General features: G+C 67.4%; 7 protein-coding genes. 6 read left to right on the forward strand and 1 reads right to left on the reverse strand.

All coding sequences use genetic code 11. The annotated features are described in order from the left end of the window. Positions 1–370 precede the first annotated feature (370 nt). A complete protein-coding gene (locus tag FHW84_RS21605) occupies positions 371–2,119 on the reverse strand; it encodes a glucan ABC transporter ATP-binding protein/ permease (RefSeq protein ID WP_167258296.1) in 1,749 nt (582 codons plus the stop codon). Between the two features lie 796 nt (positions 2,120–2,915). On the opposite strand from FHW84_RS21605, the gene FHW84_RS21610 reads away from it, so the two are divergent. The 6 genes from FHW84_RS21610 (at position 2,916) to ltaE (ending at position 14,261) form a co-directional block, all read left to right on the forward strand. Then, a complete protein-coding gene (locus FHW84_RS21610; protein ID WP_167258298.1) occupies positions 2,916–6,209 on the forward strand; it encodes a TonB-dependent receptor in 3,294 nt (1,097 codons plus the stop codon). Positions 6,210–6,608: 399 nt separating this feature from the next. Continuing rightward, the gene (locus FHW84_RS21615; RefSeq protein WP_167258300.1) at positions 6,609–7,793 is read left to right on the forward strand and encodes an efflux RND transporter periplasmic adaptor subunit; all 1,185 of its coding nucleotides are present in this window, start codon (positions 6,609–6,611) and stop codon (positions 7,791–7,793) included. 12 nt (positions 7,794–7,805) lie between these two features. After that, positions 7,806–10,949, forward strand: coding sequence for an efflux RND transporter permease subunit (locus tag FHW84_RS21620; protein WP_167258302.1), 3,144 nt, complete (start codon positions 7,806–7,808; stop codon positions 10,947–10,949). Then, the gene (locus tag FHW84_RS21625; protein ID WP_167258304.1) at positions 10,942–12,384 is read left to right on the forward strand and encodes an efflux transporter outer membrane subunit; all 1,443 of its coding nucleotides are present in this window, start codon (positions 10,942–10,944) and stop codon (positions 12,382–12,384) included. The genes FHW84_RS21620 and FHW84_RS21625 overlap by 8 nt, the downstream gene beginning before the upstream one ends. Beyond that, positions 12,381–13,004 carry a TetR/AcrR family transcriptional regulator gene (locus FHW84_RS21630; RefSeq protein ID WP_167258306.1) on the forward strand — a complete coding sequence of 208 codons (624 nt, stop codon included), beginning with the start codon at positions 12,381–12,383 and terminating at the stop codon, positions 13,002–13,004. Before FHW84_RS21625 ends, FHW84_RS21630 begins: the two co-directional genes overlap by 4 nt. Before the next feature lie 240 nt (positions 13,005–13,244). Continuing rightward, positions 13,245–14,261 carry a low-specificity L-threonine aldolase gene (gene ltaE / locus FHW84_RS21635; protein WP_167258308.1) on the forward strand — a complete coding sequence of 339 codons (1,017 nt, stop codon included), beginning with the start codon at positions 13,245–13,247 and terminating at the stop codon, positions 14,259–14,261. The last annotated feature ends 2 nt before the right edge of the window (positions 14,262–14,263 follow it).

Consider the following 14,263-nt stretch of genomic DNA (forward strand, 5'->3'; position numbering starts at 1 on the left):
GCCGCCTTGCGGTCGATCCTGCCTTGCTCATCGCCTCTCCCGGTCATCAACACTATGGGTGTTGCATTGACCCGTTGAAACCGCCGGCCCAAAGAAAAAGTAACCCAAAAGAAATGGCCTGAGAGCCAAGGCTCGCGACGCGACTAGAAGGAGCGGTGGGCGGCTGCGGTAACCTGATTAACCTGGGTCTACACGAAACCACAGTGCGTTTACGTAGCGGGTGCTTCAACGTGCCGTGGCGAAGAGGATGTTCAAGGACTGGCGCCAGCCTTTGCTCTTCGTTCCTGCTTACCTCACGCCATCACCCCTCTCCCCTCCGGGGAGAGGGCAGGGTGAGGGGCCGGGGCTCGCGGTAACGCCGCATCGGGCGCTACTTCACCTCTTCCGCATCCGGCGCAAACTTTCCCTCCTCAGCCAGCCGCGCGAACAGGCCGCCGCGCCGGATCAGTTCGTCGAAACGGCCCTGCTCGACCAATCTTCCCTGATCCAGTACCAGAATCAGATCGGCGTTGCGCACTGTGGAAAGGCGGTGGGCGATGACGAAGGTGGTGCGGCCGCGGGTCAGTGCGTCGAGTGCTTTCTGGATGCGGGCTTCGGTGGTGTTGTCCAGGGCGCTGGTTGCTTCGTCCAGCACAAGGATCGGTGCGTTCTTCAGCATCGCTCGTGCGATAGCAAGGCGCTGGCGTTCGCCGCCGGACAGTGAGCGGCCGCGTTCGGCCACCATTGTTTCGTAGCCTTCGGGTTTGCGTGCGATGAATGCGGCTGCTTCCGCGGCAACTACGGCGGCCTCGATTTCGGCGTGGTCGGCGTCGGGTTTGCCTACGCGCAGGTTGTCCAGGATGGAGCGGTAGAACATGCCGGGGTCCTGGAATACCACGCCTACGTTCCAGCGCAGGGATTCCAGGGTGATGTCGCGGATGTCGTGGCCGTCGATGGTGATGCGGCCGCCGCTGGGGTCGTAGGCGCGGTACAGCAGGCTGAGTGCGGTGGTCTTGCCGGCGCCGGTGGGGCCGACCAGGGCAATAGTGGTGCCGGGTTCGGCGCGGAAGCTCAGGTCGTGCAGCGCGGGCTGTACGGGGTCGTAGCCGAAGCTCACGTGTTCGAATGCTACTTCGCCGCGCACCGCGGGCAGGTCCTTCGCGCCGATGGCGTCGACCACGCCGGGGCGTTCGTCCAGCACGGCGAAGTAATCGCGCAGCGACTGGCTCTGGAAGAACAGGCCGGAAATGAAATTCGCCAGCTGCTCCAGGCGGCCGATCAGCATCATCGAGAAACCCACGAAGCTGACGATGCCGCCCACCGTCACCTCGCCGCGCGCATGCAGCGCGCTGCCCAGCGCGAAGATCGCCACGATGGTGAGCGTGCTCGCCGCGCGGTTGAGCACCGACAGGATGGCCCAGCCGCGCAGCACCGGATACTGCGCATCCAGCACGCGGCGCATCATGTCTTTCAAAGCAGCCGATTCGGCGGCCAGGCGGGTGAAGCTCTGTACCACCGTCACGTTGCCGAACACGTCGCCGGCGCGGGTGGCGATCTCGTGGTGCAGTTCCTCCACTTCACCTTGCGCGCGGTGCGTGCGGCGCACCGCCACCGCGTTGAAGGTGGCGAAGCTCAGCATCAGCGCCACCATCAGCAGCGCCAGTTTCCAGTTCATCCACAGCGCCAGCGGGATCATCACCACGATCGCCAGCAAGGTGGCCAGCTGCTCGCGGAAGAAGCCCAGCCACAGGCCGAACAGATTGCCCACGCCGTTGTTCATGATGCGCGCGAGGCGGCCGGTGTGGTGCTCGCTGTGGAAACCCAGCGAGAGCGCCGCCGCATGCTCGAAGAACAGCGCGATCGCCGCGAGGCGGCGGCGGTGCGCGAGGCGGTCCGCATGCAGCGACACCCACACGCCGGCCAGCACGCCGCCGAAGCCGACCACGGCCCACCAGGCGATCAGGCGCGGCGCGCTTTTGGCTGAAGGCGCGGCCAGCGCATCGACCACCCGGCCGAACAGCACCGGCTCCAGGAAGAACACGCCGGCCAGCGCGAGATTGGCCAGCGCCAGCGATATGGCCAGCTTGCGCTCCGGCGCCAGCAGGCCGAGCACGCGCAGGTAGAGGCGCAGGAAGGACAAGGCGACGGCTTCCCGTAAGGCGCGGTATCGCGTGGCGCGTAGCATCGCATGGGGCGGCGCGCGGCCGGAATTCGGCCACATCGGCTAGGGCTGGTGGTTACCATAACTTTCAAGCTGAAGTCCTTCTCCCTCCGGCGACCCGAAGGTAGTCCCCGTGGGAGAGAAGGTGGCGGCAGCCGGATGAGGGTTCGGCCGGAGCGGTGCACTTCACCCTTGCGCTCCGCCCGTACCCTCACCCCAACCCCTCTCTCCCACGGGGACTACCTGCGGGTCGCCGGAGGGAGAGGGGCTCAGCGTCGTGGCACCACCGACGCCGCGGTATTCCTCGACACTCAAGGTGGAACCCTTCTCCCTCCGGGAGAAGGTGGCGGCAGCCGGATGAGGGTTCGGCCGGAGCGGTGCACATCACTCTTGCGCTCCGCCCGTACCCTCACCCCAACCCCTCTCCCGGAGGGAGAGGGGCTCAGCGTCGTGGCACCACCGACGCCGCGGTATTCCTCGACATTCAAGGTGAAACCCCTCTCCCTCCGGCGACCCGAAGGTAGTCCCCGTGGGAGAGAAGGTGGCGGCAGCCGGATGAGGGTTCGGCCGGAGCGGAGCACATCACTCTTGCGCTCCGCCCGTACCCTCACCCCAACCCCTCTCTCAGAGGGAGAGGGGCTTTGCACCCCGCACTCTGTGACGCACACATCACCTCCGCGTCACAAACCCCCTCTAACCTTCGGCGCTTTCGCCACCCGTTTTGGGCGGCTTTCTGGGGGCGGCCCGTCCGCCGAACAAAGGGAAAAGGAACGACATGAACGTCAGTCCGCGCGCGCGGCTGTTGCCGCTGCTCATTGCCTCGCTGCTGGCCGCTCCGGCCTTCGCGCAGAACACCTCCTCCTCGCTCAGCGGCCGCGCGCTCGACGCGGCCGGCCAGCCCGTGGCCGGCGCGCGCGTGCAGATCGTGCACGTGCCCTCCGGTACCACCCAGGTGGTGAGCACCGATGCCGACGGCCGCTACAAGGCACAGGGCCTGCGCGTCGGCGGTCCGTTCGACGTCACGGTGAGCAAGGACGGCCAGGCTTCCGCCGAGAAGGACGGCGTGTACCTGCAGCTGGCGCAGGAGACCACGCTGGACCTGAGCCTGGGCGCCGCCGCGGCCAATGCCACCAACCTGCAGGGTGTGCAGGTCAGCGCCGACAGCTCGGCGGTGGCGATGGCGCAGATCTTCCAGCCGGACGCCAAGGGCATCAGCACCCATGTCTCGCAGCGCGAGCTGAAGGTGCTGCCGATTCCCAACCGCTCGATCCAGGACATCGCGCGGATGGACCCGATGATCACGGTGACCAACAAGAGCAAGGGCGAGATCTCCGCGCTCGGCCAGAACAGCCGCTACAACAACATCAGCATCGACGCGGTGCCGACCAACGACTCGTTCGGCCTGGAAGACAACGGCCTGCCGGCGCTCAACCAGCCGGTGGCGCTGGACGCGATCGAGGAATACAACATCTCCACCGCCAACTACGACGTGGCCAACAAGCGCGCGGTGGGCGCGGCGATCAATATCGTCACCAAGAGCGGCACCAACGATTTCCACGGCTCGGCCTATTACGCCTACCGCAACGCGGACGGCTGGGTGGGCAAGGACCGCGCCGGCAACCCGTTCACCGGCTACAAGCGCCAGTGGACCGGCGGCGCCACCTTCGGCGGCCCGATCATCAAGGACAAGCTGTTCTTCTTTGCCAACGTCGAGGAATCCAAGACCATCGCCGCCGCGCCGAACTTCGGGCCGCAGGGCTCGGGCAAGGGCAACATCGTGCCGATCGCCCAGGCCGACATCGACCGCATCAGCCAGATCGCCAGCCAGCTCGGCATGAAGCCCGGCGTGGTCAATGCCGCCGGCGCCGACCAGGACGAGAAGCGCGCGCTGTTCAAGCTGGACTGGAACATCGCCGACGGCCACCGCGTGAGCTTCCGCTTCGACCGCGTCAAGAGCACCCAGCCCAACCTCAACGGCTACAGCACCTCGTCCACCACGCCGAGCCTGAGCCTTTCCAGCTACTGGTTCACCAAGCACCGCCAGAGCAAGCAGTACGTGCTCAATGCTTACGACGCCTGGACCGACAGCTTCTCCACCGAGGCGGCGGTGTCCTACACCACCTATGACGCCACGCCGGTGCCGTTCGCGCAGCAGCCGCAGGTGCGCGTGTTCACCAATGGCAACATCAGCGGCAGCACCATCACCGGCCCGAGCGTGTACCTGGGCGAGGAAGAGTTCCGCCACTACAACATCCTCAACATCAAGAGCCTCAACACCTTCTTCGCCGGCACCTGGGCGCTGGGCGACCACAGCGTGAAGGTGGGCTTCGACTTCCAGCGCGACAAGTTCTACAACCTGTTCGGCCGCACCGAGTTCGGCGCGTACACCTTCCCCAGCATCGACGCCTTCGCGGCCGGCAACTGGTTCCAGTACTCCGTGTTCCGGCCCACCGACGGCAACCTGCAGAGCATCGCCGCGCGCTGGACACTCAACCAGTGGGGCTTCTTCGCGCAGGACACCTGGCAGATCGGCAACCTGTCGTTGCAGTACGGCTTCCGCTACGACCTGCCCAAGGTGAGCAGCACGCCGCTGGCCAATCCGGTGTTCAATGCCGCTTATCCGGGCACGCCGAACAATGCCAGCTTCGACGGCAACGGCCTGTTCGAGCCGCGCATCTCCTTCAACTACAGCTTCGACGGCGAGCGCGCGATGCAGCTGCGCGGCGGCGTGGGCTTGTCCGAAGGCGCGCCTCCGGGCGTGTGGCTGTCCAACCCGTACACCAATAACGGCGTGTCGCTCACCAGCTACTCGGCCTCCAATGGCGTGGGCTTCTCGGCCGATCCGAACAACCCGCTGATTCCGGCCGGCGCGCGCAAGGGCGGTTCGCCGGAAGTGGACGTGACCGATGCCCGCTTCCGCATGCCCTCGGTGTGGAAGGCCAGCCTGGGCTTCGATCGCCAGCTGCCGTGGTGGAACACGGTGTTCACCGCCGAGGTGGAGCATCTGTCCACGCGCGACGGCGTGTACTTCCAGGACCTCAACCTCGGCCGCGCCAACGGCGCCCTGCCGGACGGCCGCCTGAGCTACTGGAACACCACCGACCCGAACGCCTTCCTGGTCACCGGCAAGAGCCCCTCCGGCCAGTCGCTGTGCGCCACTGTCGACCGCAGCTGCGCGGTGGCGCGCGCCAACCGCGACCAGCGCTTCGGCAACGTCATCTATCTGAGCAATACGCGCAACGGCTCGGCCGATTACCTGACGCTGAAGCTCACCCGCCCGTTCACCGCCGACTCCGACTGGTCCGGCTCGCTGGGCGTGGTGTTCGGCCGCTCCACCGACGTCAGCTCCGGCAACGAGAAAGTGGCCGCCAGCACCTGGGCGAACGACGCGGTGTATCAGCCGAACGCGGACAAGGCCAGCCACAGCAACTTCGAGATCGCGCGCCGCGTGATCGCCTCGCTGACCTGGCAGCACCGTTTCTTCGGCGACTACACCACCAGCATCAGCGCGTTCTACGACGGCCATACCGGTCAGCCGTACAGCTGGGTGTTCGGCAACGACGTCAGCGGCATCAAGCCGGCCGGCCTCTCGGCGCCGCCGGGGCTGATGTATATCCCGCGTCCGGGCGAGGTGCAGTTCCAGAAGGGCACGCCGCAGCAGGCGATCGACCAGTTCTATGCGTTCATTCAGCGCGACGACTACCTGCGCGACCACCAGGGCAAGGTGGCGGGCCGCAACGGCGCGCACTCGCCATGGGTGAACGAGCTGGATCTGGCCTTCCGCCAGGAGATCCCCGGCCTGTTCAAGGGCAACAAGGGCGAGCTGCGGCTGGACCTGTTCAACGTGCTGAACATGGTGAACAAGCGCTGGGGCCAGGTGCGCGACGTGGGCTATCCGTACATGCGCAGCCTTGCCAACTTCGCGGGTGTCGATCCGGCGACCGGCAAGTACGTGTATGCGCTGCCCACCGACAAGAACGGCAACTTCAACAGCGGCGGCTATGTGCTGGAAGACGACCGCGCGCAGTCGCGGTGGTCGGTGCAGGCGACGCTGCGGTACACGTTCTGAGCCAAGCTGCAGGCTCGCCCCACGTAGGTTGGGGTGAGCCGAAGGCAAACTCCAGCCATCCGATGCACCCGACCTTGGGGTTCGCCTGCGGCTCACCCCAACCTGCGCCGGCGCGCTATTTCAGCGAGGCCTGGGGGCCGGGTGTCGCCATCTATTCGCAAGAAATTGCCCGCGGCGCGCGAGAGCGGTAAACCCGTTTTGAGCAGAAAGCGGCACGCAGCCGGTGCCGCTTCCCTCCATGCTCGGGCCATGTTCGGAAAAGACCTGCGCCCGTCTACGGCCATTTTACCCCCGTGCCGTTAGTCCAGTTGACCGAGCTGTCATTTCGGTTCAATAATGAGAATGATCGTTCACTCTTGTTCTGCCGCCCCTCCCCATCGGCAGGGACCGAGGTCTCTCATGTCTTCAAATCGCATTTTCTTGCGCGGCCTGGCCCTGACGGCCCTGGCCGCTTCCGTCCTTACCCTGGCCGCCTGCAAGGGCCAGCAGGCGGCGCCGCAGCAGGGCGGTCCCGCCGAAGTCACGGTGGTGACGCTCAAGCCGCAGGCGGTCACCGTCACGCGCGAACTGCCGGGGCGCACCAGTGCGTTCCAGATCGCCGAAGTGCGGCCGCAGGTGAACGGCATCGTCAAGCAGCGCCTGTTCGAGGAAGGCGCGCTGGTGAAGGCGGGCCAGCCGCTGTACCAGCTGGATGACGCGGTGTATCGCGCGGAAAACAACAACGCCAAGGCCACGCTGGCGAAAGCGAAGGCCGCGCTGTATTCGGCGCAGCTCAACGCCAGGCGCACCAGCGAGCTGGCGCGCATCGACGCGGTGAGCAAGCAGGACGACGAAACCGCCACCGCGACCTGGCGCCAGGCCGAGGCCGACGTCGCCGCCGGCCAGGCGCAGGTGGAAAGCACCGGCGTGAACCTGGCCTTCGCGCGCATCGTGTCGCCGATCACCGGGCGCATCGGCAAGTCCGCGGTGACGCCGGGCGCGCTGGTCACCGCCAACCAGGCCGAGCCGATGGCGCGCGTGCAGCAGATGGACCCGATCTTTATCGACGTCACCCAGTCCAGCGGCGAGCTGCTCGATCTGCGCAAGCGCATCGCCGCCGGCTCGCTGAAGGAAGCCGGCGGCACGCCGGTGAAGATCCTGCTCGAAGACGGCAGCACCTACGCGCACGACGGCAAGCTGCAGTTCGCCGACGTCAGCGTCGACCCCACCACCGGCAGCTTCGCGCTGCGCGTGATCGTGCCCAATCCGGAAGGCGTGCTGCTGCCGGGCATGTACGTGCGCGCGGTGCTCGACAAGGGCAGCAATCCGCGCGGGCTGCTGGTGCCGCAGGCGGGTATTTCGCGCGATCCCAAGGGCGGCGCCACCGCCATGGTCGTCGGCAAGGACGGCAAGGCGGAACTGCGCGAAGTGCAGGTCGGCCGCACCGTCGGCGACCAGTGGCTGGTCGAAGGCGGCCTGGCCGCCGGCGACAAGGTGATCGTCGAAGGCCTGCAGACGATCCAGCCCGGCACGCCCGTGCACGCCAGCGAAGCCGGCGCAGCCGCTGCCGCCGCCGGCGGACACGCGGCCGCCGCGGCGCACTGAGGACTCATACCCATGGCACGCTTTTTTATCGATCGCCCCATCTTCGCCTGGGTGATCGCCATCATCGTGATGCTGGCCGGCACGCTGTCGCTGCTGCGCCTGCCGGTATCGCAATACCCGGTGATCGCGCCGCCGCAGGTCACCATCAACGCCAACTATCCCGGCGCGTCGGCGCAGGCGGCGGAAGACTCGGTGACGCAGATCATCGAGCAGAACATGAAGGGCCTGGACGGCCTGCTGTACATGTCCGCCACCAGCGATTCCGACGGCGCGGTGCAGGTCACGCTCACCTTCGAGAACGGCACCAACCCGGACATCGCCCAGGTGCAGGTGCAGAACAAGCTGCAGCTGGCCACGCCGCTGCTGCCGCAGATCGTGCAGCAGCAGGGCATCAACGTGGTGAAGTCCAGCTCCGGCTTCCTGATGGTGGTGGGCTTCGTGTCCGAGGATGGCCGCCTGGACGGCGAAGACATCTCCGACTTCGTCAATGCCCATCTGGTCGACCCGCTCAGCCGCGTCGCCGGCGTGGGCAATATCGAAGTGTTCGGTTCCAAGTACGCCATGCGCATCTGGCTGGACCCGAACAAGCTCGACACCTACAAGCTGACGCCGCCCGAAGTGGTGGCCGCGCTGCGCGCGCAGAACCAGCAGGTGGCGGTGGGCCAGATCGGCGGCAACCCCGCGGTGAAGGGCCAGCAGATCAACGCCTCGGTGATCGCGCAGCAGCGCCTGCAGACGCCGGAGCAGTTCCGCCAGATCGTGATCCGCAGCAATACCGACGGCTCGGTGCTGACCCTGGGCGACGTCGCGCGCGTGGAGCTGGGCCTGCAGGACTACGGCTCGGCCAGCAAGTACAACGGCAAGTCCGCCACCGGCATCGCCGTCTCGCTCACCTCCGGCGCCAACGCGCTGGCCACGGCCGAGCGTGTGAAGGCCGCGCTCAAGCAGATGGAGCCCTCGTTCCCGCGCGGCGTGAAGTCGGTGATCGCGTTCGACACCACGCCGTTCGTGCGCGTGTCGATCGAAGGCGTGATCAAGACCCTGCTCGAAGCGATCGTGCTGGTGTTCCTGGTGATGTACCTGTTCCTGCAGAACTTCCGCGCCACGCTGATCCCGACCATCGCGGTGCCGGTGGTGCTGCTGGGCACCTTCGGCGTGCTCGCGGCGATGGGTTATTCGATCAACATGCTCACCATGTTCGCCATGGTGCTGGCGATCGGCCTGCTGGTGGACGACGCCATCGTGGTGGTGGAGAACGTCGAGCGCGTGATGAGCGAGGAGGGGCTGTCGCCGCTGGAAGCCACGCGCAAGTCGATGTCGCAGATCACCGGCGCGCTGGTGGGCATCGCCCTGGTGCTGTCGGCGGTGTTCGTGCCGATGGCTTTCCTGAGCGGTTCCACCGGCGTGATCTACCGGCAGTTCTCGGTGACCATCGTGTCGTCGATGGCCTTGTCGGTGCTGGTGGCGATCGTGCTGACGCCGGCGCTGTGCGCCACCTTGCTGAAGCCGATCGCCAAGGGCCATCACGCCTCCGATCGCGGCTTCTTCGGCTGGTTCAACCGCCGCTTCGACCAGGGCACGCGCAAGTACCAGGGCGTGGTGGGCGCGATCATCGCGCGCGGCCGGCGCTTCCTGCTGGTGTTCGTGGCGATGAGCGCGGCGATGGTGGTGGTGTTCCTGCGCCTGCCCACCTCGTTCCTGCCGATGGAGGACCAGGGCTTTCTGTTCACCATGGTGCAGGCGCCGGTGGGCGCCACCACCGAACGCACGGCGCGCGTGATGGGCCGCATCGAGCAGCATTTCATGGCCGACCCGGCGGTGGACTCGGTGTTCTCCGTGCTCGGCTTCAGCTTCGCCGGCAACGGCCAGAACGCCGGCATGGCCTTCGTGCAGCTGAAGGACTGGAGCGAGCGCCATGGCGAAGCCGCCAGCCTCAATGCGGTGGCCGGCAATGCCATGGGCGCCTTCAGCCAATACAAGGACGCGCTGGCCTTCGCCTTCGCGCCGCCGGCGGTGCCGGAGCTGGGCAATTCGGCGGGCTTCGATTTCTATCTGAAGGACAACGCCGGCCTGGGCCACGAAGCGCTGGTGGCGGCGCGCAACCAGTTCCTGCAGGAAGCCGCGCAGAGCAAGCTGCTGGCCAATGTGCGCGCCAACGGCCAGGACGACACGCCGCAGTTCCGCATCGACGTGGACTACAGGAAGGCCGCGGCGCAGGGCCTGTCGATCGGCGATCTCAACGACACGCTGACCATGGCCTGGGGCGGCCAGTACATCGACGACTTCATGGACCGCGGCCGCGTCAAGCGTGTGTTCGTGCAGGCCGATGCGCCGTTCCGCATGGCGCCGGAGGATTTCGAGAAGTGGTCGGTGCGCAATGCCGCCGGCGCGATGGTGCCGTTCCGCGCCTTCGCCAGCACGCGCTGGGATTTCGGTTCGCCCCGCCTGGAACGCTACAACGGCGTGTCCGCCATGCAGATCAATGGCGAAGCCGCGCCGGGCGTGAGCTCGGGCGACGCCATGGCCGAAGTGGAAAAACTGGTGGCCAGGCTGCCGGCCGGCGTCGGCCTGGAATGGACCGGGCAGTCGTACCAGGAGCGCGAGGCCGGTGCGCAGGCGCCGATGCTGTACACGCTGTCGGTGCTGGTGGTGTTCCTGTGCCTGGCCGCGCTGTACGAGAGCTGGTCGATTCCCACCTCGGTGCTGCTGGTGGCGCCGCTGGGCATTCTGGGCACGGTGCTGGCGGCGTACTTCCGCGGGCTGGATCGCGACGTGTACTTCCAGGTGGCGATGCTCACCACGGTGGGCCTGTCGAGCAAGAACGCGATCCTGATCGTGGAGTTCGCCAAGGAGAACGTGGAGAAGGGCATGGCCCTGCTCGACGCCACCTTGCTGGCGGTGCGCACGCGCCTGCGGCCGATCCTGATGACCTCGCTGGCCTTCGGCCTGGGCGTGCTGCCGCTGGCGCTGGCCAACGGCGCCGGTTCCGGCGCGCAGCGCGCGATCGGCACCGGCGTGCTGGGCGGCATGGTCGCCGGTACGGCGCTGGGCCTGTTCTTCGTGCCGCTGTTCTTCGTGCTGGTGCAGCGGCTGTTCGGGCGGCGCAAGCGCGCCGTGGGCGGCGTGGCCGTCGCCGGAGATACCTCGCATGAATAAGTCTTTCATTTTGAGTTGTGCGGTCACGCTCGCCTTGGGCCTGAGCGGCTGCGTAAGCCTGGCGCCGAAGGTGCCGGCCGCGCAGCCGGATGTTCCGGCAAGCTGGCCGTTGCCCGAGAACAGCGTGGCGCCCGACGCTTCGGCTCCGGCCGGCAGCCAGGGCCGCACCGCGGATATCGGCTGGCGCCAGTTCTATGTCGATCCGCGCCTGTCCGCGCTGATCGAACGGGCGCTGCACAACAACCGCGATCTGCGCGTGGCCGTGCTCAACGTGGAGAAGGCGCGCGCGCAGTACCGCATCCAGCGCGCGGACCGCCTGCCGTCGATCGCCGCCACCGCGTTGCTGCAGCGCAGCCGCGACATCAACCAGCCGCAGCCGATCACCCAGCAATACCGCGCCGAACTGGGCACTACCCAGTTCGAGCTGGACCTGTTCGGCCGCGTCGCCTCGCTGAGCACCGGCGCGCTGGAGCGCTACCTGGCCGAAGGCGAGGCCAGCCGCAGCGCGCAGCTGAGCCTGATCGCCGAAGTGGCCAATGCCTGGCTGACGCTGGCGGCGGACCGCGAGTCGCTGAAGGTGGCGCAGGCCACGCGCGACACGCAGGAGGCTTCATTCCAATTGACTGAACAACGCCATGCGCTCGGCGCGGCCTCGAGCCTGGATGTCAGCCAGGCGCAGACCACGGTCGAAACCGCGCGCGCCGACATGGCGCGCTACACCGGCCAGGTGGCGCAGGACATCAATGCGCTGCGCCTGCTGGCGGGCGGCGCGCTGGACGAAGCGCTGCTGCCCGCCGGCCTGGGCGACGACGCCACCATGCTCGGCGCGCTGCCGGCGGAGTTGCCCTCGGATGTACTGCTGCGCCGCCCGGACATCCTGCAGTCGGAACATCTGCTGCGCGCGGCCAATGCCGATATCGGCGCGGCGCGCGCGGCGTTCTTCCCGTCCATCCTGCTGACCGGCAGCGTGGGCACGGCCAGCGGACAGCTCAACAATCTGTTCGACAGCGGCACCCGCGTGTGGAGCTTCGCGCCGCAGATCAGCCTGCCGATCTTCCAGGGCGGCCGCCTGCGCGCGCAGCTGGCCGGCGCCAAGGCCGATCAGCAGATCGCGCTGGCGCAATACGAGAAGGCCATCCAGGCCGGCTTCCGCGAAGTGGCCGACGCGCTGGCGCTTACTTCCACCCTGGCCGGGCAGCGCCAGGCGCAGGAGGCGCTGGTGGGCGCGGCGGCGCGGGCGGACGAGCTGTCGCGGGCGCGCTACAAGGCCGGCAAGGACAGCTACCTGGTGGCGCTGGATGCGCAGCGTGCGCTGTACGCCGCGCAGCAGCAGCTGATCGCGACGCGGCTGGCCGAGCAGACCAACCGGGTCACTTTGTATAAAGTGCTGGGCGGCGGCTGGAACGAGCGCAGCCCTATCCCCGGTACCCCATGAGCCGCGACGACAAGAACGACGAAACCCCCTTGAGCCCGCGCGCGCGCGAACAGCGCGAGCGCATCCTGGCCGCGGCGCAGCACTGCTTCGTGAAATACGGCTTCCATGCCGCCAGCATGGCGAACATCGCCGAAGCGGCGGCGATGAGCGCCGGCCTGATCTACCGCTACTTCCCGAACAAGAGCTCGATCGTGCTGGCCATCATCGAGCGCCAGAGCGAGATGGAGCTGGAGGACATCCGCGCGCTCGGCGCCTCGACCGATCCGGTCGACGCGCTGATGGAATGCTTCGTGGAATGGAGCCGGCCACGTCCGGACATGCGCATCATGAATGCCGCGTTGTTCCTGGAAACCAGCGCGGAGGCCACCCGCGACAAGCAGGTGGCCACCGCGATCCATCACGCGGACGAGCTGGCCTGCACCGAGTTTCGCCAATGGCTGGAGAAGCCCGCGGAGGAAGGCGGCATCGGCATGTCGCCGGCGATCAGCGAGCGGCGTTCGCTGGCATTGATGCTGCTGGTCGAGGGGCTGGCGGTGCGTGCGGCGAGGGATCCGAAGCTGGATACGGAGTTGTTGCGGGAGGCGTTGGCTGAGGTTGTGCACAAGTTGATGGAAGAGTAAGTACATGGAGCCCTTCGCCCCTCCGGGGAGAAGGTGGCGGCGGCCGGATGAGGGGCGGCCCTTGCGGGGCCATTGCTACGAAGCGAAGAAAAGCTTTTAGCCTTTCTCGACCCTCCGCTCACCGCTCCGCCCGGACCCTCACCCCGGCCCTCTCCCCGGAGGGGAGAGGGGGAAAGGCGGCGTGCTTGTTCGCGGTCGACGGACGCGCCAAGCTTGGCCTTTCCCCATCGAGGACTGGCCGTGGACTGGGTCGACCTGCGCAGCGATACCGTGACCAAGCCCACCCGCGCCATGCGCGAGGCCATGTTGCTGGCCGAGGTGGGCGACGACGTCTACGGCGAAGATCCCACGGTCAACGCCTTGCAGGCGAAACTGGCCGATGAACTCGGCTTCGAGGCGGCGCTGTTCGTGCCGACCGGTACGCAGTCGAACCTGCTGGCGCTGATGTCGCACTGCGAGCGCGGCGACGAATACCTGGTCGGCGCCGACGCGCACACTTACAAGTTCGAAGGCGGCGGCGCCGCGGTGCTGGGTTCGATCCAGCCGCAGCCGATTCCGCATGAGGCAGACGGCAGCCTGGCGCTGGACAAGCTGGCCGCGGCGATCAAACCGGTCGATCCGCACTTCGCGCGCACGAAGCTGCTGGCCCTGGAAAACACCTGGCACGGCCGCGCGCTCCCGCTGGATTACCTGCACGCCGCGCAGAAATTCGCGCGCGAACGCGGACTGGGTTTCCATCTCGACGGCGCGCGGCTGTTCAACGCCGCCGTGGCCAGCGGCGTGCACGCGCGCGAGATCGCGAGCCTGTTCGATACCGTCTCGGTCTGCCTGTCGAAGGGGCTGGGCGCGCCGGTGGGTTCGGTGCTGCTCGGTCCCGGCGCACTCGTGGAGAAGGCGCGGCGCTGGCGCAAGGTGGCCGGCGGCGGCTGGCGCCAGGCCGGCATGCTCGCGGCGGCGGCCATCCATGCGCTGGATCATCACGTGGCGCGCCTGGCCGAGGATCACGCGCGCGCCGCCACGCTGGCGGCACGCATGGGCGAGATTCCCGGGGTGAAGCTATTGGGCCATCACACCAATATGGTGTTCGTGGACGTGCCGGCGGCGCATCTGCGCGAACTCGACGTGCATCTGCGCGAAGCCAGGGTGCGCATCAGCATCGGCTATCTGCCGACCTTGCGGCTGGTCACGCATCTGGATATCGACGACGACGGCGTGGAACGCACCGTCGATGCGTTCCGCGCGTTTTTCCGGCATTGAGG

The organism is Dyella sp. SG562, from assembly GCF_011759495.1.
GTDB lineage: Bacteria > Pseudomonadota > Gammaproteobacteria > Xanthomonadales > Rhodanobacteraceae > Dyella_D > Dyella_D marensis.